Below are 18193 nucleotides of genomic sequence, written 5' to 3'. Positions count from 1 at the left end.
TGACGCGGCCTTGCCGGTCCAGTGCGTTACGCGACCTTGCCGGTCCGGTGCGTCACGCGACCTTGCTGATCTCGGCCGCCGCGGGCTCCTTGGCCTTCAGCAGGCGGAGCTTGGGGGCCGGGCCGGAGCGGGCGCCGCGGCGGTGCAGGGAGCGCGCGGCGAAGTCGCCGGCGAACTGGATGAGGGAGATGACGACGGCGAGGATCGCCACCGTGATCCACATCAGTTCGGTCTCGAAGCGCTGGTAGCCGTAGCGGACGGCGAGGTCGCCGAGGCCGCCGCCGCCGACCGTGCCGGCCATGGCGGAGTAGCCGATGAGGGCGATGATCGTGGTGGTGGTGGAGGCGATCAGCGAGGGCAGGGCCTCGGGGACGAGGACCTTGCGGACGATCGTCCAGGTGTTGCCGCCCATGGACTGCACGGCCTCGACGAGTCCCTGGTCGACTTCGCGCACGGCCGTCTCGACCAGGCGGGCGAAGAAGGGGATGCCGCCGATGGCGAGCGGCACGATGGCCGCGGTGGTGCCGATGGTGGTGCCGGTGACCCAGCGGGTGAAGCTCATCAGCGCGACCATCAGGATGATGAACGGCATGGACCGGCCGACGTTCACGATCTGGCCGATCACCTTGTTGGCGAGGACGTTCTGCAGCAGGCCGCCGCGGTCCGTGAGGACCAGCAGGATGCCGAGCGGCAGGCCGGCGACGACGGCGATCACGGTGGACCAGAGCACCATGGTGAAGGTCTGGCTACACGCGTCCGACAGCAGCGGCTGCATCTCCGACCAGGTCACTTGGCACCTTCCTTCACCAGCGGGGCGTCCTGGCCCACGACGTCGATCTGCAGGCCCTGTTCGCGCAGGAACCCGATCGGGACCACGTTGTCCTCGTAGCGGCCGGGCAGCTCGATGCGCATCCGGCCGACCTGGAGACCGCCGACGGTGTCGATGGCGGCGCCGAGGATCGAGATGTCGATGTTGTAGGTGCGGGCGAGCTGGGAGACGACCGGCTGGGTGGCGCTCTCGCCGTGGAAGGTGACGTCGAGGACGGTGCGGTCGGCGCCGGTGGCCTCGCCGCCCACCGGGAACAGCGCGGCGGCCAGCGTGGAGCCCGGGGTGGCCAGGAGCTCGCTGACGGTGCCGGACTCCACGATCCGGCCCCGCTCCATGAGGGCGGCGGAGTCGCAGATCGACTTCACGACGTCCATCTCGTGGGTGATGAGCAGGACGGTCAGGCCCAGCTGGCGGTTCAGGTCGCGCAGCAGCTGGAGGATGGAGCGGGTGGTCTCCGGGTCCAGGGCGCTGGTGGCCTCGTCGGACAGCAGCACCTTGGGGTCGCCGGCCAGGGCGCGGGCGATGCCGACGCGCTGCTTCTGGCCGCCGGACAGCTGGGCGGGGTAGGCCTTGGCCTTGTCGGCGAGGCCGACGAGGTCCAGCAGCTCCAGGGCCTTGCGGGAGCGCTCCTTGCCGGACTTGCCGAGGATCTCCAGCGGCAGCTCGACGTTGTCCTGGACGGTCCGCGAGGACAGCAGGTTGAAGTGCTGGAAGACCATGCCGATCCGGCTGCGGGCGCGGCGCAGTTCCCGGCCGGCGCGCGGGCCGCGCCCGGCCAGGGCGGTGAGGTCCTGCCCGGCGACGGTCACGGTGCCGGAGGTGGGGCGCTCCAGCAGGTTGACGCAGCGGATGAGGGAGGACTTGCCGGCGCCGGACTGGCCGATGACGCCGTAGACCTCGCCTTCGCGGACGTGCAGATCGACGCCGTCGAGGGCGGTGACCTCACGGCCGCGGGAGCGGTAGACCTTGGTCAGGCCCGAGGTGGTGATCACGTGGGTTTCCGTCACTGTCGAGTGCGCGGGCGTGGGTGTGCCCGGGCACGGGTGCATGCGGTTGCGGCATGGAGCGGGGGTGTGCGTCTCGTACGGCCTACGGCGCACGGACATGCCACGGGTCTCGCTTCGGGGCGCGAGGCTCAGCTGATGCGGGGGCCCTCTAGAAGGCGCACATTCGACACATCAGGCGACACATACAACGAGCACCGGGCGTCATGGTCGCCTCGGTCGCAAGGGTGCGGCAGCTCGTCGTGGTCATGCGATCAGTAAACCAGACGGGCGGTCCCGGACGGTCGCCGCTGTCCGGATGCTGGACAGCGGCGGACAGGGCGAACCGGGGCCTCAGCCGCGGCGGGATATCGCCACGCCCCGGTCGGTGACCAGTACGGACAAGGCCGACAGGTCGTCGACCACCAGGTCGGCGTCCAGTTCCGCGGCCCGGTGGGTTGTGGCCAACGCCACGGTGGTCATACCGGCCGCGCGGCCGGCCCGCAGACCGGCGGGGGCGTCCTCGAAGACGACGCAGTGGGCGGGGTCCACGCCGAGCTGCCGGGCGGCCAGCAGATAGGGCTCGGGGTCGGGCTTGCCGCGGGTGACGTCGTCGGACGAGACCAGGGCCTTCGGCGTGATGCCGACGGCGCCCAGGCGGGCCTCGGCGAGCCGGCGGGTGGCGGAGGTGACCACGGCCCAGCGGTCGGACGGCAGGGCGTCCAGGAAGTCCCGGGTGCCGGGCAGCAGGCGCACACCCCCGCCGGGGACGTCCTCGACCTCCAGCTGCTCGACCCGGGCGACCGCCTCCGGGACCAGGTGCGCGGGCAGCAGGTCGGCGACGATCTCGACGGCCGGGCGACCGTGCAGTTCCACCCGGCCGAACTCCTCGGCGGTGATCCCGTACTCCCCGGCCCAGCGGGACCAGCAGCGCTCGACGGAGTCGAGGGAGGAGACGAGGGTGCCGTCGTTGTCGAACAGGAGGGCGTGCGCGTGGATCGTCATGGTCCAGACCCTACGGCGTTCGGCGGGGGCGGCGGCCCGGGCCCGTTTCGGCCGTAATAAGGTCACGGCATGCTCAACGCCCTGATGCTGGTGACCGGGGTCGCCGCGCTCCTGCTCGCCGCCTGGTGCGGCTGGGCCGCCTACCGGGACCAGCCGACGAAGGACTGGCACTTCATCGGCATGGCCGTGGTGTCGGTGCTGGCCCTCGTCCAGCTGGTGGCCGGGATCGTGCAGCTGGCGCGGGGTGAGAAGCCGGAGCAGGGCACGACGATCTTCGTGGCGTATCTGCTGGGCTCGTTCGCGTGTGTGCCGGCCGCGGGGTTGATGTCGCTGGCCGAGCGGACCCGCTGGGGCTCGGTGACGGTGGCGGCGGCCGGGGTGGTGCTGGCCGTCCTGGAAGTACGGCTCTACGACATCTGGGGAGGCTGAGGTGACGGCGGTCCAGGACAAGCCGGCCCGGCTGATCAGCGGGCCGGGCATGCTGCTCGTCTGGTTCTACGGCGTGATGGTGGTCGGCGCGCTGTCGCGTTCCGTGTACCAGATCGCCACGGAGTTCGACCGGGCGCCTCTGGCGTACACGCTGTCGGCCGTGGCGGGTGTGGTGTACGCGTTCATCACGTACACGCTGGTGCGGGGCGGGGAGACGGCGCGCCGGGCGGCGCTGGTGTGCTGCGCCGCCGAGCTGGCGGGGGTGCTGATCGTCGGCACCTGGACGCTGGTGGAGCCGTCGGCGTTCCCGGACGCGACCGTGTGGTCCGAGTACGGGATGGGATACGTGTTCATCCCCGTCCTGCTGCCCTTGTCCGCGATGTACTGGCTGCGGAGGGCGCGGGAGCGGAACAGCGCCTGAGGAACGCCGGCGGGTGCGGGTCGTCTGTGGCTTGTCGCGCCGTTCCCCGCGCCCCTTTCGGGGCGCGTGTCCTCACGCCGTGGCGACGTAGGCGCCCGCTTCCTTTTCCAGGACGATCAGTTCCACGCCGTCGTCGCCCTTGACCCGGCCCACCGTCTGGTAGCCCACCTTGCGGTACAGGCGGAGGTTGCCCTCGCTGCGGTGGCCGGTGTGGAGGCGGAAGCGGGTGGCGCCGTGCCGCTCGGCCAGGGCGGCCTCGGCCGCGCGCAGCAGCCGGGCGCCGATGCCGTGGCCCTGGAGGCGGGGGTGGACGCAGAGCTTGGCGATGGCCGCCGCGCCGTCCTCGGTCACCTTGCCGCGCACCGAGCCGACCACCTCCTCGCCGAGCCGGGCGACGAAGACGCAGTCGGTGGCGACCTCGTGGCGGACGGAGTCCAGGGTCTGCACGAGCGGGTCGATGCGGTAGTTGCCGTACAGCGCGGCCTCGCTCTGGAAGCAGAGGTACTGGAGCCGGAAGATCTGCTCCGCGTCCTGCTCGGTCGCCGCCGAGATGGTCACGCTCATGCCCATGTGCGCACGCCTCCCGCTCACCTGATCACCTGTCGTCCCCCACTCCTATCCCCGCCCTTCGCACGCCGCAACCTCCGGTGTGAGCAATCTCCGCAGACAACCGAGACATCTGGAACGTTCCGGTCCCAGACTGCCCTGTGAGATACCCAACTCCCCCGCGATTTCCCGGTAGGTGAGGTCCTTCGGCGAGAGCAGCGCCTCCATCAGACGCGGGCAGCGCCCGGGGAGCCGGCGGACCGCCTGGCGCAGGGCGCGCCGGCGGGAGGCGGCCAGGGCGTGCTGTTCGGGTCCGGGGCCGAGGACGTCGGGGGGTTCGCCGTCGTACGGACGTTCCCGCCAGGTGGCGTGCCGGGAGCGGCGGGCCTCGGCGCGGACGGCCTCGCGCAGCCAGCCGGGCGGGTCCGCCGGCGGCCCGTCGGCCCGGAGCCGCTCCAGCAGCCGGAGCCAGACGGCCTGCTCCAGATCGCCCGGCTCGCTACCGGAGGCATATGCCTCGGCGTGCGCCTCGGCGGCCAGCAGCGGGCGCAGGGTGGCCAGCAGGTCGTACGTCATATGCGGAACGACGAGCCGCCCCGGCGGCGGGTTGCCGGGGCGGCGCACACTCACCCCGAACGGGGGACGGCCGGTGCGGTGGTTGACGGCGTCAGCCGGCCAGGAAGTCGGCGCGGGCCAGCAGTCCGGTGTCGGCGTTGTCGGTGAAGACGCCGTCGATGCCGGTCGCGAAGTACTTCTCGAAGGCGCCGAGGACATCGCCGTAGCCGTCGGGGGCGCTGCCCTTGCGGTACTCGGCGGGCAGGAAGGGGTTCTCGTTGCGCAGGGTGTAGGGGTGCACGAGAAGGCCCACCCGGTGCGCGTCGGAGACCAGCGTGGTGGGCTCGGCCAGGGTGCCGTCCGCCTTCTTCGGGATGACCAGGTCCACGGTGGGGCCGATGCCCTGCGCGTAGCCGGCGATCTCCCGCAGGCCCTTGGGGGTGACGAGGTCGGCGACCGTGCGCGGGTCGTTCGCCGCCACGAAGTCGTAGGGCCGGCTGTTCGCCGAGGAGAGCAGGACGACCAGGGGGTTGTCGACCAGCCGGTTCAGCCGCTGGATGCTGGTCGGTTCGAAGGACTGGAGGATGACCGGGGAGTGCCGGCCGTCCTTGCCGTACTTGCGCAGCAGCTTGGCCACCCGCTCCTCCAGGCCGAGGCCGAGTGCGCGGAAGTAGGTGGGGTGCTTGGTCTCCGGGTAGATCCAGACCTGCCGGCCGCGCCTGCGGGTCTGCTCGTCCTGCCACTTCAGGACCTCTTCGAAGGTGGGGATCTCCCAGCGGCCGTCGTAGAGGGTGTTGTGCGGCCGGTTGGCGGGGACGCGCTCGACGGCGCGCAGCGTCTTCAGTTCGGCGAGCGTGAAGTCCTCGGTGAACCAGCCGGTCGTGGGGACGCCGTCGAGCACCTTGGTGGTCCTGCGGCCGGCGAACTCCGGGTGGGCGGCCACGTCCGTGGTGCCGCCGATCTCCGGTTCGTGCCGGCAGACCAGGTGGCCGTCCTTGGTCGGCACCAGGTCGCCGGCCTCGACCACGTCGGCGCCCAGGTCCAGCGCCAGGTCGTAGGAGCCGAAGGTGTGCTCGGGCCGGTAGCCGCTGGCTCCCCGGTGGCCGATGATCGTGGGCACCGGCAGGCTCTTCAGTCCGCGGCCCGCGCGCCCGGCCGGGCGGGTGCCGTCGGCCCGGGCGGCGCCGGGCAGCCCGAGGACCGCTCCGCCCGCGCCGAGCACCGCGGCGCCGAGCAGGGCCCGCCGTCCCGTCGCCTGCGTCTGCCCGTTCTCCTGGTCGCCGCCCATGCGCGCCCTCCTGCCGTTCGCTTCTGCCGGTGCGCGCCGATCGTAGGGGCGTACACATGACCGAAGGGAGGCCCTCGTTCGAACACCGGGATGCCGTCGGGTGTCCGGTGGGCGGCGCGGGGTGACGGGGTGTCGGCGGGGGCGGGCGCCCCTGGTCGGCGCGATGTCCGTCACATGCGCACAAGGCTGTTACCCGCCGTCCTGGGTACGCCACCCCAGGTGAACGCGTGTCAACAGTTGGTAAGACCTCGGCGAAGCGGACGCTTCCGATGTGCGCGCGGACGTGCCCCGCGAGTAATGTCCTCACCTGCACAGACTCATATCGCTCCCCTTGACATCGGAGGACCCGTTGTCCCGCTTCGCGCTCATCAAGGCAGTGCTCGGACCGATCATGCGCCTGATGTTCCGCCCCCAGGTGGAGGGCGCGGAGCACATCCCGGGGGACGGACCGGTGATTCTGGCCGGTAATCACCTCACGTTCATCGACTCGATCGTGCTGCCGCTGGTCACCAAGCGGCAGGTGCACTTCATCGGCAAGGACGAGTACGTCACCGGAAAGGGCGTCAAGGGACGGCTGATGGCCTGGTTCTTCACCGGCGTCGGCATGATCCCGGTGGACCGGGACGGGGCGAACGGCGGTGTGGCGGCGCTGATGACCGGGCGCCGCGTCCTGGAGGAGGGCCGGATCTTCGGTATCTACCCGGAGGGCACCCGCTCGCCCGACGGACGGCTGTACCGGGGCCGCACCGGCATCGCCCGGCTGACGCTGATGACCGGCGCGCCGGTGGTGCCGTTCGCCATGATCGGCACCGACAAGCTCCAGCCGGGCGGCAAGGGCTTCCCGCGGCCGGGCCGGGTCACCGTGCGGTTCGGCGAGCCCATGGAGTTCTCGCGCTACGACGGCATGGACCGGGACCGGTACGTCCTGCGGGCGGTGACGGACTCGGTGATGACCGAGGTGATGCGGCTGTCCGGGCAGGAGTACGTGGACATGTACGCCACGAAGGCGAAGGCCGCCTGAGACCCCGGGGCGAGGGTGCGGTCCTCCTCGCCCGTCCGCCTGCCGGTGGAATCTGCCCCCGACACATCGGGCATTCGGCCGTATTACCGGGCCATCTGACCACCCAACATGTCTTATTCAGACATGTTCACACCTTCTCGGCGTACCCTGCTCCGCACCCCCCTCGCCGCCGCCGGCGCGGGATTCCTGGCAGCCTGCACCAGCTCCGGCCCGGAGTCCGGCTCCGGACCCGAACACCCCGGCGGCGGGGAGAGGTTCGTCCCGGCCGGGCCCCGAGGCTATGTCAACCCCTCGGACCCGGAGGTGCTGGCCGCCGAACGCAGACGCGGGGCCGGCCGTGAGCGCGTCTTCCGGTTCACCGCGGCGGAGACCGAGCTGGACCTGGGCGGGCACTCCGTCAGGACGTGGGCGTACAACGAGGAGGTGCCGGGCCCGCTGGTGCGGGTCACCGCCGGCGACGTGCTCGACCTGACCCTGGCCAACCGGTTGCCCGAGACCACGACCCTGCACTCCCACGGCGTGCGGCTGCGCTGCGACATGGACGGCGTCCCCGACCTGACCCAGCGCGCCATCCACCCGGACACCGACTTCCGCTACCGCTTCACCGTCGCGCATCCGGGCACGTACCTGCTGCACTCCCACGTGGGGATGCAGCCCGACCGGGCCCTGTACGCGCCGCTCGTCGTGGAGGATCCCAAGGAACCCCTCTCCTACGACAAGGAGTGGGTCCTGGTCCTGGACGACTGGCTCGACGGCGTGCAGGGCTCCACCCCCGAGAACGTCCTGGAGCAGCTCAAGCCCGGCGGCGCCATGGACATGGGAGGCATGGCCATGGGCCCCGGCCACCCGACGAAGGGGCACCCGACGCCGTCCAAGAAGTCCACCGGCCCCAACCGGGTGCTGCACAAGTCCCACAGCCGCATGCTCAACGGGGAGGGCGGCAGCGTCGCCTACCCGCACTACCTCATCAACGGCCGGCTGCCCGACGCGCCGTCGGTGTTCCGCTGCCGCCCCGGCGAACGGGTGCGGCTGCGGATCATCAACGCCGGTTCCGAGACCGCCTTCCGGGTGGCGCTGGGCGACCACCGGATGACCGTCACGCACACCGACGGCTACCCGGTGCGGCACAAGGAGACCGACGCGCTCCTCGTCGGCATGGCGGAGCGCTACGACGTCCTGATCACCGCCCGGGACGGCATGTTCCCGCTGGTCGCGCTCCCCGAGGGCAAGAAGGGCAGGGCCCTCGCCGTCCTGCACACCGGCAAGACGCGCAAGTCCCCGCCCTCCGGCGAGGTCCACCCGCGGGAACTCGACGGCAACACCGTCCCCGCGCGCCGGCTGCTGCCCCATGAGTCCGTGACCCTGGACGACCGCAAGCCGGACCGCGAGGTGCGCATCCGGATCACCGGGACGATGGCGAAGTTCGACTGGGGGTTCGACCACAAGACCTACACCCCGCAGCAGCGCCACGCGGTCCGCGCCGGGGAGCGGGTGCGGCTGACCCTCATCAACGCCACCGACATGTGGCACCCCATGCATCTGCACGGGCACACCTTCGCGGTGACCGGGCTGGACTCCGCGGGTGCGCGCAAGGACACCGCGCTGGTGCTGCCGCACCGCAAGCTGGTGCTCGACTTCGACGCCGACAACCCGGGGCTGTGGATGCTGCACTGCCACAACCAGTACCACTCGGAGAGCGGGATGATGACGGTCCTCGGCTACAAGAAGTGAGGGGGACGGCCCCGGCTCACCCGGCGCCCTGGGGGCGGCCCCGGCTCACTCGGCGCCCTCCAGTTTCTGGTCCCGCAGCAGGACCCATGCCACCGCCGACGCCGTCAGCAGGACCACCGCGCCCGCCGCCGAGGCCAGGTGCAGGCCGTGGACGAAGGACTCGCGGGCCGCGTCGAGCAGCGCCCCGGCCTGCTGCGGGGGCAGGTGCGCGGCGTCCTGCACCGCCGCGCCCAGCGACTCGTGGGCCCCGGCCGGGGTGCCGGCCGGCCCCGCGAAGTCGCGGTAGACGCCGGTCACGATGGAGCCCAGCAGGGCGATGCCGAGGGCCGCGCCCAGTTCGTACGCCGTCTCGGAGACCGCCGAGGCCGCGCCCGCCTGGTCCTTCGGGACGCTGGAGAGGATGACGTCGGCGGTCACCGTGAAGGAGAGGCCCGCGCCGACACCCACCACCAGCAGGGCGGCGCCGAGGACCGGGTAGCCGGTGGACTGGCCGAGCGTGGTCAGCGCCGCCAGGGCGACGCCGACCGCGGCCAGGCCGCCCGCGACCACCGCGCGGACCGAGAAGCGCCGGGCCGCGCGGCCCGCGATCAGCCCGGCCGTCACCGCGCCCACCGCGGCGGGCAGTTCGGCCAGGCCCGCCTCGAACGGACGCCGGTCCTGGACGAGTTGCAGGAACTGGGAGAGGAAGAACACCAGGCCGGACATGCCGAGGACGGTCAGCAGGTCGGCGAGGACCGCCCCGCTGAAGCCGCGCCGCCGGAACAGCCGCATGTCCAGCAGCGGCACCGGCATGGTCAGCTGGCGGCGGACGAAGCCGTACAGCGCCGCCGCGCCCAGCAGGCCGGCGCCGAGGGCCGGCCAGGAGAAGCCGTGCGCCGCCGCCTCCTTGACCGCGTAGACGAGCCCGATCATGCCGGCCAGCGACAGCAGCACGCTGGTCAGGTCCCACGGCCCCGGGTGCGGGTTGCGGGACTCGGGCAGGGTGCGGACGCCGACCAGCACCAGGACGGCCATCACCGGCAGGTTGATCAGGAAGACCGAACCCCACCAGAAGTGTTCCAGGAGGAATCCGCCGGCGATCGGGCCGACGGCCATGCCGGCGGAGGCGGTGGCACCCCAGACGCCGACGGCCAGGCTGCGTTCGCGCGGGTCGTGGAAGATGTTGCGGATCAGGGCCAGGGTGGCGGGCATCAGGGTGGCGCCCGCGACGCCGAGCAGCGCCCGGGCCAGGATCATCAGCTCGGGCGTGGTGGCGTAGGCGTTGAGCACGGACACCGCGCCGAACGCGGTGGCGCCGACGAGCAGGATCCGCTTGCGGCCGATGCGGTCGCCGAGGCTGCCCATGGAGACGAGCAGACCGGCGATGACGAAGGAGTAGACGTCGCCGATCCACAGCAGCTGGGTGCCGGAGGGGTGGAGGTCTTCGCTGATGTAGGGGGTCGCCAGGCCGAGGACGGTGGCGTCGACGGCCACCAGCAGCACGGCCAGGACGAGGACGGACAGCGCCAGCCAGCGGCCCGGGCGCTTCACCGCCTCGGTCGTCCGGTCCGGCCGCAGGGTGCTGGTCATGGTTCCTCTCTTCGCAGAGCGCCGCCGAGCAGCAGCTCGGCGATCATGGTGGGGAAGTCCCGGGAGGCCACCCGGCCGTCCAGGGTGGCCCAGGCGCACGAGGCGATGAGCCCGTACAGCGCCTCGGTGAGCCAGACCGGGCTGAGATCGATGCGGAATTCGCCGGCGCGCTGACCGCGCTGGAAGAGGGCGCCGATCCGGGCGTCCAGGCGCTGCCAGCCCTCGTGGGGCCCGTCGCCCTCCCACAGCTGGTTCTCGCCGTAGAGGAACGACAGCAGTCCGGCGGCCGGCTGGATCTCGCGGACCAGCCGGCGGACGGCCTCGGCCGCGGGTCCCTCCTCCGGCCGGGCGCGGTCCAGCGCGCCCTCGCACTCGGCGATGCCGAGCTGTTCCAGCGCCCTGACGAGCGCGTCGCGGCCGGCGAAGTGGCGGTGCAGCGTGGCCCGGCTGATCCCGGCGGCCTTGGCGACCTCGTCCATGGTCGCGGTGGATTTACGGGTCAGCAGGGCGGCTGCGCTGCGCAGCACGTGGTCACGGTCGAGGGCCATGAGACAAGAGTAGCCCAGATGAGACATTGATGTCTCATTCTAGGCGTGCGTGACTCATTTCCCCAGCTCATAGGGGGTGTGTGTCAGTGCCAGGCCAGCTGGCGGCGCCGCTCCCAGTAGGCGCCCGGTTCCTCCCGCAGCGTGGCGAGACGGGTCAGCTGCTCCGCGTCCAGGCCGACGGCGGGAGCGTGCAGATTGGACAGCAGCTGCTCGACGGTCGCGGCGCCGGAGAGGACCACGCCCGCCCAGGGCCGGCGCAGGATCCAGCCGAGGGCGACCGCGTCGCAGCCGAGTCCGGTGGCGGCGGCCGCGGCCTTGAGGGCGTCCGGGGCGTGCGGTCCGGCCAGCCGGCCGTTCGCCATGCCCTCCTTGACGATCACGGTGAGCCCGGCGTCGTGCGCCTCGGCGAGGGCGGGACCGGCCGAGGTCTCCAGGAGGTTGTACGTCGACTGGACGGTACGGAAGAGGGGCTTTCCGCCGACGGTGACGGCGAGGGCCGCGCGGATGGTGTCGGCCTGGGCGGGGCCACTGGTGGAGAAGCCGACGGTGAGGCCCCGGTCGGCGGCCTCCGCCAGCCTGGCGTGCAGGTCCTTGTCGGTCAGGGCCGGGCTGTCCGGGGTCACCGAGTGGATCTGGTAGAGGTCGAGCCGGTCGCCGAGCAGGGCGTCGGTCTCGGCGCGCTGCCGGTCGTAGGCGGCGGGGCTGTGGTCCTTGACCTCGTGCGTCTCGGCGTCCACCGACCAGCCGGCGGTGTAGGTGTAGCCCCATTTGCTGCCGATGACCACGTCGTCGCGGCCGGGGTGGGCCGCCAGCCAGTCCGCGAGGAACTCCTCGGAGCGGCCGTAGGAGCGGGCGGCGTCGACGTAGCGGACGCCCTGGGCGTAGGCGGCGTCCAGGAGCGCGTGGGTGCGGGCGCGCAGCGTCTCCGCGCCGCGGTCCTCGCCGAGGTCCCTGTCCCGGCCCAGGTTGATGTAGCCGGGGCGGCCCACCGCGGCGAGGCCGAGGCCGATGCGGCAGGTGGGGGTGGTCGCTGTGGCCAGGCGGGCGAAGGGCATCGCGGGGTCCGTTCGGTCGGGTCCGGTACGGCTCCGACCAACGTAACCCGCGACGACCTCCGTGCCGGCGGTACAGCCCGGGCCGTGCTCAGCCCTTCTTCGCGTCCGCCCATGCGTGCTGGGCCGCCACGTCCGCCTTGACCTCCGCCAGCTGGACCGCCACCGCGCTCGGGGCCGTGCCGCCGCGGGCGCTGCGGGAGGCGAGGGCGCCGGGGACGTTGAGGACCGTGCGGACCTCGGGGGTGAGGTGGGGGGAGATCTTCGCGAACTGCTCGTCCGTGAGGTCGTCCAGCTCCTTGCCCTCGGCCTCGGCGGCCTTGACGCACTCCCCCGCGACCTCGTGCGCCACCCGGAACGGCACGCCCTGCCGCACCAGCCACTCGGCGATGTCGGTGGCCAGCGAGAAGCCGGCCGGGGCCAGCTCCTCCATGCGCTCGCGGTGGACGGTGAGCGTGGCGATCATGCCGGTGAAGGCGGGGAGCAGCACCTCCAGCTGGTCGCAGGAGTCGAAGACCGGCTCCTTGTCCTCCTGGAGGTCGCGGTTGTAGGCGAGGGGCAGGGCCTTGAGGGTCGCCAGCAGGCCGGTCAGGTTGCCGATGAGGCGGCCGGACTTGCCGCGGGCCAGCTCGGCGATGTCCGGGTTCTTCTTCTGCGGCATGATCGACGAGCCCGTCGAGAAGGCGTCGTGCAGGGTCACGAAGGAGAACTCCTTCGTGTTCCAGATGATGATCTCCTCGGCGATCCGGGAGAGGTTCACGCCGATCATCGCGGTGATGAAGGCGAACTCCGCGACGAAGTCCCGGGAGGCGGTGCCGTCGATGGAGTTGCCGGCGCTGCCGTGCTCGAAGCCGAGGTCCCGGGCGACCGCCTCCGGGTCCAGGCCCAGGGAGGAGCCGGCCAGGGCGCCGGAGCCGTACGGCGACACGGCCGTCCGCTCGTCCCACTGGCGCAGCCGCTCGGCGTCCCGGGACAGGGACTGGACGTGGGCGAGGACGTGGTGGGCGAAGAGCACCGGCTGGGCGTGCTGGAGGTGGGTGCGGCCGGGCATCGCCACGTCCGGGTGGGCCTCGGCGAGAGAGATCAGGGCGTCCTGGAGGTCGGCGATCAGACCGCCGATGATCCGGGCGTGGTCGCGCAGGTACATCCGGAAGAGGGTGGCGACCTGGTCGTTGCGGGACCGGCCGGCGCGCAGCTTGCCGCCGAGGTCCGGGCCGAGGCGCTCCAGCAGGCCGCGCTCCAGGGCGGTGTGCACGTCCTCGTCGGCGATGGTGCCGACGAAGGCGCCCGAGGCCACGTCCGCCTCCAGCCGGTCCAGGCCGGCCAGCATCCGGGTCAGCTCGTCCGCGGTGAGCAGCCCCGCCTGGTGCAGCACGCGCGCGTGGGCACGCGAGCCGGCGATGTCGTAGGGCGCGAGCCGCCAGTCGAAGTGGACGGACGCGGACAGCTTCGCCAGGGCCTCGGCGGGTCCGTCGGCGAAACGGCCGCCCCAGAGCCGTACGTCACCGCTGTTGCTGCTCACTTGCGTTGCTCCTCGAAGCTCGTGATGTGCCACCGCCTCCCCACACTTCCGGGCGGGGAGGCGGCTGTCGGGCCGATGCGGGGGAGGTGTCCCTCGTAAGTCAGGCCGGGTCCGCGTCAGGCTCCGCCGGCCAGGTCACGCCGCGCGGCGATCTTCGACGACAGGCTGTAGATGTCGATGAAGCCCTTGGCCGCCGACTGGTCGAAGGTGTCGCCCGTGTCGTAGGTGGCGAGGTCGAAGTCGTACAGCGACTCCTGGGAGCGCCGGCCGGTGACGACCGCGCGACCGCCGTGCAGGGTCATCCGGATGTCGCCGGAGACGTGCTGGTTGGCCTCGTTGACGAAGCCGTCCAGGGCGCGCTTGAGCGGGGAGAACCACTGGCCGTCGTAGACCAGTTCGCCCCAGCGCTGGTCGACCTGGCGCTTGAACCGGGCGAGTTCGCGCTCGACGGTGACGTTCTCCAGCTCCTGGTGGGCGGTGATCAGGGCGATGGCGCCCGGGGCCTCGTACACCTCGCGGGACTTGATGCCGACCAGGCGGTCCTCGACCATGTCGATCCGGCCGATGCCCTGGGCGCCGGCGCGCTCGTTGAGCTGCTGGATGGCCTGGAGGACGGTGACGGGCTTGCCGTCGAGGGCGACCGGGACGCCCTCCTTGAAGGTGATGACCACCTCGTCGGCCTCGCGGGGGGCGGCCGGGTTGGAGGTGTACTCGTAGATGTCCTCGATCGGGGCGTTCCAGATGTCCTCCAGGAAGCCCGTCTCGACGGCGCGTCCGAAGACGTTCTGGTCGATGGAGTACGGGGACTTCTTGGTGGTGGCGATCGGGAGCTGCTTGGCCTCGCAGAAGGCGATCGCCTTGTCCCGGGTCATGGCGTAGTCGCGGACCGGGGCGATGCACTTCAGGTCGGGGGCGAGGGCGACGATGCCGGCCTCGAAGCGGACCTGGTCGTTGCCCTTGCCGGTGCAGCCGTGGGCGACGGTGGTGGCGCCGTGCTTCTTGGCGGCGGCGACCAGGTGCTTGACGATGGTCGGCCGGGACAGGGCGGAGACCAGCGGGTAGCGGTCCATGTACAGCGCGTTGGCCTTGATCGCCGGGAGGCAGTACTCGTCGGCGAACTCGTCCTTGGCGTCCGCGACCTCGGCCTCGACGGCACCGCACGCGAGGGCGCGCTTGCGGATGACGTCCAGGTCCTCGCCGCCCTGGCCGACGTCGACCGCAACGGCGATGACCTCGGCGCCCGTCTCCTCGGCGATCCAGCCGATGGCGACGGAGGTGTCCAGACCGCCTGAGTAGGCGAGTACGACGCGCTCGGTCACGGGAATCTCCTCACAGTGCATTCGCTGATATGCATGAGTATGCAGGGCTCTGCATGATTCGTCAATCAGCCTCTCGTGTGAGAAATGCTTAGACAGTCGAAGGATCTTCGGCGATACTCGTCGGACATGGGAAAGACCTACGAGCGCATAGACGGCAGACTGCGCGCCTTCATCGAGGACCAGCCGCTCTTCTTCACCGCGACCGCCCCGCTCTCCGGCGACGGCACGGTCAACCTCTCCCCCAAGGGGCTCAAGGGCTCCTTCGTGGTGCTGGACGAACTCACCGTGGCCTACCTGGACTTCGCCGGGTCCACCGCCGAGACCATCGCCCACCTGCGGGAGAACGGGCGGATCACGCTCATGTGGTGCGCCTTCCAGGGCCCGCCCAACATCGTGCGGGTGCACGGCCGGGGCGAGCCCGTCTTCCGCGACGACCCGCGCTTCCCGGACCTCCTCGCCCGCTTCCCGGACATCGACCACACCGCGCACGGACTGCGCGCCGTCATCGTGGTCCACGCCGACCTGGTCCGCGACTCCTGCGGCTACGCCGTCCCCTTCATGGCGTACGAGGAGGACCGCGATCTGCACGGCAGGCGCTTCGCCCGCGAGGACGACGCCTCGCTGAGCGCGTACTTCACCAAGAAGGAGCACATCGCGACCAGCCTGGACGGACTGCCCGGGCTGCCGCTGCCGCTGCCGCCGTCTAGCGTCTGAGGCATGCGCCCCGGTGTGGTCCTCGCCCTCGTGTCCGTCTCCGCTCTCGCCCTGCTCGGCGCCGCCCCCGGCCGGGACCCGGAGCCGCTGCCGGCCCGCATGGCGGACACCGGCGGCGGTTCCCAGCTGATCGTCGCCCAGGCCCCGGACACCGGCGCCACCGAGGGCACGGTCGGCTGGTGGGACCTGCGGGACGGCCGGTGGGTCCAGGCCGGATCCGCGCCGGCCCGTTTCGGGGCGCGCGGGCTGGTCGAGGGCACCACCCGCGTGCAGGGCACCGAGACGACCCCGACCGGCCTGTACGACCTCCCGTTCGGCTTCGGGACCGAGCCGGCGCCGGCCGGGACGAGCGTCGAGTACCGGGCGGTGAAGGACAGTTCCTGGTGGTGCCAGGACAACGACTCCCGCTCCTACAACCGCTGGACCGACCCGCTGCCCGCCGACTGCCGCGCCGCCGAGTCCGAGCACCTGGCCGACTACCGGGAGCAGTACGCCCACGCCCTGGTCATCGGCTTCAACTACGACCGGCCCGTGCGCGGCCGCGGCGCCGGGATCTTCCTGCACGTCAACGGGCGCGGGGCGACGTCCGGTTGTGTGTCGGTGCCCAAGGACGCGATGGAGCGGATCCTGCGCTGGGCGACGCCGGACCGGGGGCCGCACATCGCGGTGGGCACCGAGGACGGGGCCACCGCCGTCACCCGCTACTGACGCGCCGCCGAGCACGCCGCTGAACACCCGGCGCGCCCGGCACGTATCCGTGGGCCAAGGGCCGAGTCCCACGGAGGAACCGTGACCACCACGCTCGCGGGCGGACGCGCCGCCCGCCGCCAGACCACGCGCCGCATCCGCCCGCGCCGCTCCCCGGCCGCCCTGCTGCTGCTCGCCGTCTGGGCGGGCGCGGCGGCCGTGCTGTGGCTGTGGTGGCACACCACGCCCGCCATCGCCGACGACACCGGCCGGATCCTGGGCGCGGGCCGGATCACCGGCCTGCTGGCCGGCTATCTGATGGCGCTCGTCGTCCTGCAGATGGCGCGCGTACCGGCGCTGGAGCGGCGGGTCGGCTCCGACCGGGTGGCCCGCTGGCACGCGATGACCGGCCGGTACACGCTGAGCCTGGTCGTGGCGCACGTCCTCCTCACCATGTGGGGGTACGCGCGTCAGGCCGGCCGGTCGCCCGCCGGCGTCCTGGCGCAGACCGCCGAGTCGATCGACCGGCTCCCGGACCTCGGCAAGGCGGCCGTCGGCACCGGCCTGTTCGTGGTCATCGGCCTGACCTCGGCCGGCCCGGTGCGCCGCCGGCTGCCGTACGACGCGTGGTACCACCTGCACCTGCTGACGTACGCGGCGGTGTACCTGACGTTCTGGCACCAGATCAGCACCGGCAACGACTTCGCGGTCGAGCCCGCCGCCAGGACCTTCTGGTACGGCCTGTACGGCACGGTCACCGCGCTGGTGGTGTGGTACCGCGTCCTCACCCCGGTCCGGCTGAACCTGCGGCACCGGCTGCGCGTGGCGGCGGTCGTCGAGGAGGCACCCGGCATCGTGTCGGTGCTGATCGGCGGGCGCCGGCTGCACCGGATGGGCGCGGAGGCGGGCCAGTTCTTCCGCTGGCGCTTCCTCGCCCCCGGGCTGCGCTTCAGCTCGCACCCGTACTCGCTGTCGGCCGCGCCGCGCCCGGACACGCTGCGGATCACCGTGAAGGCGAACGGCGACCACAGTGCCCGGCTGCGGGAACTCGCGCCCGGCACGCGGGTGTGGGCGGAGGGCCCGTACGGCGCCCTGACCGCGCGGCGCCGCAGCCGGGGCAAGGTGCTGCTGGTCGCGGGCGGGGTGGGCATCACGCCGATGCGCGCCCTGTTCGAGACGCTGCCGGGGGCCGCCGGGGACCTCACCCTGCTGTACCGGGCCGGCACCACCCGGGACCTCGCGCTGTGGGACGAACTGGCGGCGATCGCGAAGGAGCGGGGCGCCCGGCTGATGTACGCGGTGAACAGCCCCAACGGCGAGCGCCCGGACATCTCCGCGCGGACCCTCCGGCAGAAGATCCCGGACCTCGACCGGCACGACGTGTTCCTGTGCGGCCCGCCCGGGTTCGCCCGGTCGGTGTACGAGGCACTGCGCGGGGCGGGGGTTCCCGCCCGCCGTATCCACCACGAGTCGTTCGAGATGTGAGCGGAGCCGCGAGAGCGATGAGGAAGAACCACCCCGTACGGCGGGCCGTGCTGGCCGCCGCCGCGACCGTGTCCGGTGTCGTCCTGCTGCTGTCACTGAAACCGGCGTCGGACCCGGCCACCGCACCGGCGGCGGGCGCGGCCCCGGGACGGCCGGCGGCGGGGGCGTCCGCCCCGGCCGGGGCCCGGACGGTCACCGGCGAGGCGGTACGGACGCCGTACGGGCCGGTGCGGGTGCGGATCACCGTCGCCGCCGGGAGGATCGTCCGGGCGGAGGCGGTCCAGGCGCCCTCGGGCGGCCTGAGCGATCAGAAGACGGAGCTGGCCGTGCCCCGGCTCGACCGGGAGGCGGTGGCGGCGGGGAACGCCGACATCGACACCGTCTCCGGGGCCACCTACACCAGCACCGGCTACCGGCGGTCCTTGCAGTCGGCCCTGGACCGGGCCGGTGGCTGATCCGGTGACCGGCCCGGTGCGGCACGCGGAGGAG

At 72.3% G+C, this 18193-nt stretch carries 19 protein-coding genes; 8 read left to right on the top strand and 11 right to left on the bottom strand.

The features are described from left to right. Nucleotides 1–52 precede the first annotated feature (52 nt). The 3 genes from IH25_RS0123090 to IH25_RS0123080 form a co-directional block, all read right to left on the bottom strand. Nucleotides 53–790: a methionine ABC transporter permease gene (locus IH25_RS0123090; RefSeq protein ID WP_030613724.1), complete on the bottom strand. Its 738-nt coding sequence runs from the start codon at nucleotides 788–790 to the stop codon at nucleotides 53–55. Continuing rightward, nucleotides 787–1821, bottom strand: a complete 1035-nt coding sequence (locus tag IH25_RS0123085) for a methionine ABC transporter ATP-binding protein (RefSeq protein ID WP_030613721.1) — start codon at nucleotides 1819–1821, stop codon at nucleotides 787–789. Before IH25_RS0123085 ends, IH25_RS0123090 begins: the two co-directional genes overlap by 4 nt. A 345-nt stretch (nucleotides 1822–2166) precedes the next feature. Continuing rightward, nucleotides 2167–2817 carry an HAD family hydrolase gene (locus IH25_RS0123080; protein WP_030613718.1) on the bottom strand — a complete coding sequence of 217 codons (651 nt, stop codon included), beginning with the start codon at nucleotides 2815–2817 and terminating at the stop codon, nucleotides 2167–2169. 69 nt (nucleotides 2818–2886) lie between these two features. On the opposite strand from IH25_RS0123080, the gene IH25_RS0123075 reads away from it, so the two are divergent. Together IH25_RS0123075 and IH25_RS0123070 are read left to right on the top strand one after the other, a co-directional pair. After that, on the top strand, nucleotides 2887–3246 hold the full coding sequence (locus tag IH25_RS0123075) for a hypothetical protein (protein ID WP_030613715.1): 360 nt from the start codon (nucleotides 2887–2889) through the stop codon (nucleotides 3244–3246). Between the two features lies 1 nt (nucleotide 3247). Continuing rightward, a complete protein-coding gene (locus IH25_RS0123070) occupies nucleotides 3248–3667 on the top strand; it encodes a hypothetical protein (RefSeq protein WP_030613711.1) in 420 nt (139 codons plus the stop codon). Nucleotides 3668–3739: 72 nt separating this feature from the next. Here the strand turns inward: IH25_RS0123070 and IH25_RS0123065 are convergent, their stop codons facing one another. From IH25_RS0123065 to IH25_RS0123055, 3 genes are all read right to left on the bottom strand, one after another. Beyond that, nucleotides 3740–4237 (bottom strand): GNAT family N-acetyltransferase, encoded by a 498-nt coding sequence (locus tag IH25_RS0123065; RefSeq protein WP_030613708.1) that lies wholly within the window; start codon nucleotides 4235–4237, stop codon nucleotides 3740–3742. Between the two features lie 45 nt (nucleotides 4238–4282). Continuing rightward, entirely contained in the window at nucleotides 4283–4789 is a 507-nt protein-coding gene (locus IH25_RS0123060; protein WP_030613705.1) for an RNA polymerase sigma factor, read from the bottom strand. A 91-nt stretch (nucleotides 4790–4880) separates the two neighbouring features. Then, complete coding sequence (locus IH25_RS0123055) at nucleotides 4881–6056, bottom strand: glycerophosphodiester phosphodiesterase (RefSeq protein WP_030613703.1); 1176 nt, start codon at nucleotides 6054–6056, stop codon at nucleotides 4881–4883. A gap of 331 nt (nucleotides 6057–6387) precedes the next feature. Here IH25_RS0123055 and IH25_RS0123050 point away from each other — a divergent pair, with 331 nt between their 5' ends. After that, nucleotides 6388–7077 (top strand): lysophospholipid acyltransferase family protein, encoded by a 690-nt coding sequence (locus IH25_RS0123050; protein WP_078844368.1) that lies wholly within the window; start codon nucleotides 6388–6390, stop codon nucleotides 7075–7077. Between the two features lie 123 nt (nucleotides 7078–7200). Continuing rightward, nucleotides 7201–8808 (top strand): multicopper oxidase family protein, encoded by a 1608-nt coding sequence (locus IH25_RS0123045; RefSeq protein ID WP_030613697.1) that lies wholly within the window; start codon nucleotides 7201–7203, stop codon nucleotides 8806–8808. Nucleotides 8809–8853: 45 nt separating this feature from the next. On the opposite strand, the gene IH25_RS0123040 is transcribed toward IH25_RS0123045, so the two are convergent. The 5 genes from IH25_RS0123040 to IH25_RS0123020 form a co-directional block, all read right to left on the bottom strand. Further along, a complete protein-coding gene (locus tag IH25_RS0123040) occupies nucleotides 8854–10377 on the bottom strand; it encodes an MFS transporter (RefSeq protein ID WP_030613695.1) in 1524 nt (507 codons plus the stop codon). Then, nucleotides 10374–10925 carry a TetR/AcrR family transcriptional regulator gene (locus IH25_RS0123035; RefSeq protein WP_030613693.1) on the bottom strand — a complete coding sequence of 184 codons (552 nt, stop codon included), beginning with the start codon at nucleotides 10923–10925 and terminating at the stop codon, nucleotides 10374–10376. The genes IH25_RS0123040 and IH25_RS0123035 overlap by 4 nt, the downstream gene beginning before the upstream one ends. A gap of 83 nt (nucleotides 10926–11008) precedes the next feature. Further along, entirely contained in the window at nucleotides 11009–11980 is a 972-nt protein-coding gene (locus tag IH25_RS0123030) for an aldo/keto reductase (RefSeq protein WP_030613691.1), read from the bottom strand. Nucleotides 11981–12068: 88 nt separating this feature from the next. Continuing rightward, nucleotides 12069–13499: an argininosuccinate lyase gene (gene argH, locus IH25_RS0123025; RefSeq protein ID WP_030613689.1), complete on the bottom strand. Its 1431-nt coding sequence runs from the start codon at nucleotides 13497–13499 to the stop codon at nucleotides 12069–12071. 116 nt (nucleotides 13500–13615) lie between these two features. Continuing rightward, nucleotides 13616–14818 carry an argininosuccinate synthase gene (locus IH25_RS0123020; RefSeq protein WP_030613687.1) on the bottom strand — a complete coding sequence of 401 codons (1203 nt, stop codon included), beginning with the start codon at nucleotides 14816–14818 and terminating at the stop codon, nucleotides 13616–13618. A gap of 126 nt (nucleotides 14819–14944) precedes the next feature. Here IH25_RS0123020 and IH25_RS0123015 point away from each other — a divergent pair, with 126 nt between their 5' ends. From IH25_RS0123015 to IH25_RS0123000, 4 genes are all read left to right on the top strand, one after another. Next, nucleotides 14945–15532 carry a pyridoxamine 5'-phosphate oxidase family protein gene (locus tag IH25_RS0123015; protein WP_030613685.1) on the top strand — a complete coding sequence of 196 codons (588 nt, stop codon included), beginning with the start codon at nucleotides 14945–14947 and terminating at the stop codon, nucleotides 15530–15532. Nucleotides 15533–15535: 3 nt separating this feature from the next. Beyond that, nucleotides 15536–16240: a L,D-transpeptidase family protein gene (locus IH25_RS0123010; RefSeq protein ID WP_030613681.1), complete on the top strand. Its 705-nt coding sequence runs from the start codon at nucleotides 15536–15538 to the stop codon at nucleotides 16238–16240. Nucleotides 16241–16321: 81 nt separating this feature from the next. Then, on the top strand, nucleotides 16322–17704 hold the full coding sequence (locus IH25_RS0123005) for a ferredoxin reductase family protein (protein WP_030613679.1): 1383 nt from the start codon (nucleotides 16322–16324) through the stop codon (nucleotides 17702–17704). Nucleotides 17705–17721: 17 nt separating this feature from the next. Beyond that, complete coding sequence (locus IH25_RS0123000; protein ID WP_030613677.1) at nucleotides 17722–18159, top strand: FMN-binding protein; 438 nt, start codon at nucleotides 17722–17724, stop codon at nucleotides 18157–18159. Nucleotides 18160–18193: the final 34 nt, after the last annotated feature.

This window comes from Streptomyces achromogenes subsp. achromogenes, assembly GCF_000720835.1.
Classification (GTDB): Bacteria; Actinomycetota; Actinomycetes; order Streptomycetales; family Streptomycetaceae; genus Streptomyces; species Streptomyces achromogenes.
The sequence above is the reverse complement of the archived record's forward strand: the minus strand, read 5'-3'. Positions and strand labels throughout refer to the sequence as shown.

What these genes read in the sequence shown, in the direction of transcription:
- IH25_RS0123080 (WP_030613718.1), bottom strand. Translation starts at nt 2,817, where the DNA reads ATGACGATCCACGCGCACGCCCTCCTGTTCGACAACGACGGCACCCTC.
- IH25_RS0123075 (WP_030613715.1), top strand. Translation starts at nt 2,887, where the DNA reads ATGCTCAACGCCCTGATGCTGGTGACCGGGGTCGCCGCGCTCCTGCTC.
- IH25_RS0123065 (WP_030613708.1), bottom strand. Translation starts at nt 4,237, where the DNA reads ATGGGCATGAGCGTGACCATCTCGGCGGCGACCGAGCAGGACGCGGAG.
- IH25_RS0123060 (WP_030613705.1), bottom strand. Translation starts at nt 4,789, where the DNA reads ATGACGTACGACCTGCTGGCCACCCTGCGCCCGCTGCTGGCCGCCGAG.
- IH25_RS0123055 (WP_030613703.1), bottom strand. Translation starts at nt 6,056, where the DNA reads ATGGGCGGCGACCAGGAGAACGGGCAGACGCAGGCGACGGGACGGCGG.
- IH25_RS0123045 (WP_030613697.1), top strand. Translation starts at nt 7,201, where the DNA reads ATGTTCACACCTTCTCGGCGTACCCTGCTCCGCACCCCCCTCGCCGCC.
- IH25_RS0123040 (WP_030613695.1), bottom strand. Translation starts at nt 10,377, where the DNA reads ATGACCAGCACCCTGCGGCCGGACCGGACGACCGAGGCGGTGAAGCGC.
- IH25_RS0123035 (WP_030613693.1), bottom strand. Translation starts at nt 10,925, where the DNA reads ATGGCCCTCGACCGTGACCACGTGCTGCGCAGCGCAGCCGCCCTGCTG.
- IH25_RS0123030 (WP_030613691.1), bottom strand. Translation starts at nt 11,980, where the DNA reads ATGCCCTTCGCCCGCCTGGCCACAGCGACCACCCCCACCTGCCGCATC.
- IH25_RS0123015 (WP_030613685.1), top strand. Translation starts at nt 14,945, where the DNA reads ATGGGAAAGACCTACGAGCGCATAGACGGCAGACTGCGCGCCTTCATC.
- IH25_RS0123010 (WP_030613681.1), top strand. Translation starts at nt 15,536, where the DNA reads ATGCGCCCCGGTGTGGTCCTCGCCCTCGTGTCCGTCTCCGCTCTCGCC.
- IH25_RS0123000 (WP_030613677.1), top strand. Translation starts at nt 17,722, where the DNA reads ATGAGGAAGAACCACCCCGTACGGCGGGCCGTGCTGGCCGCCGCCGCG.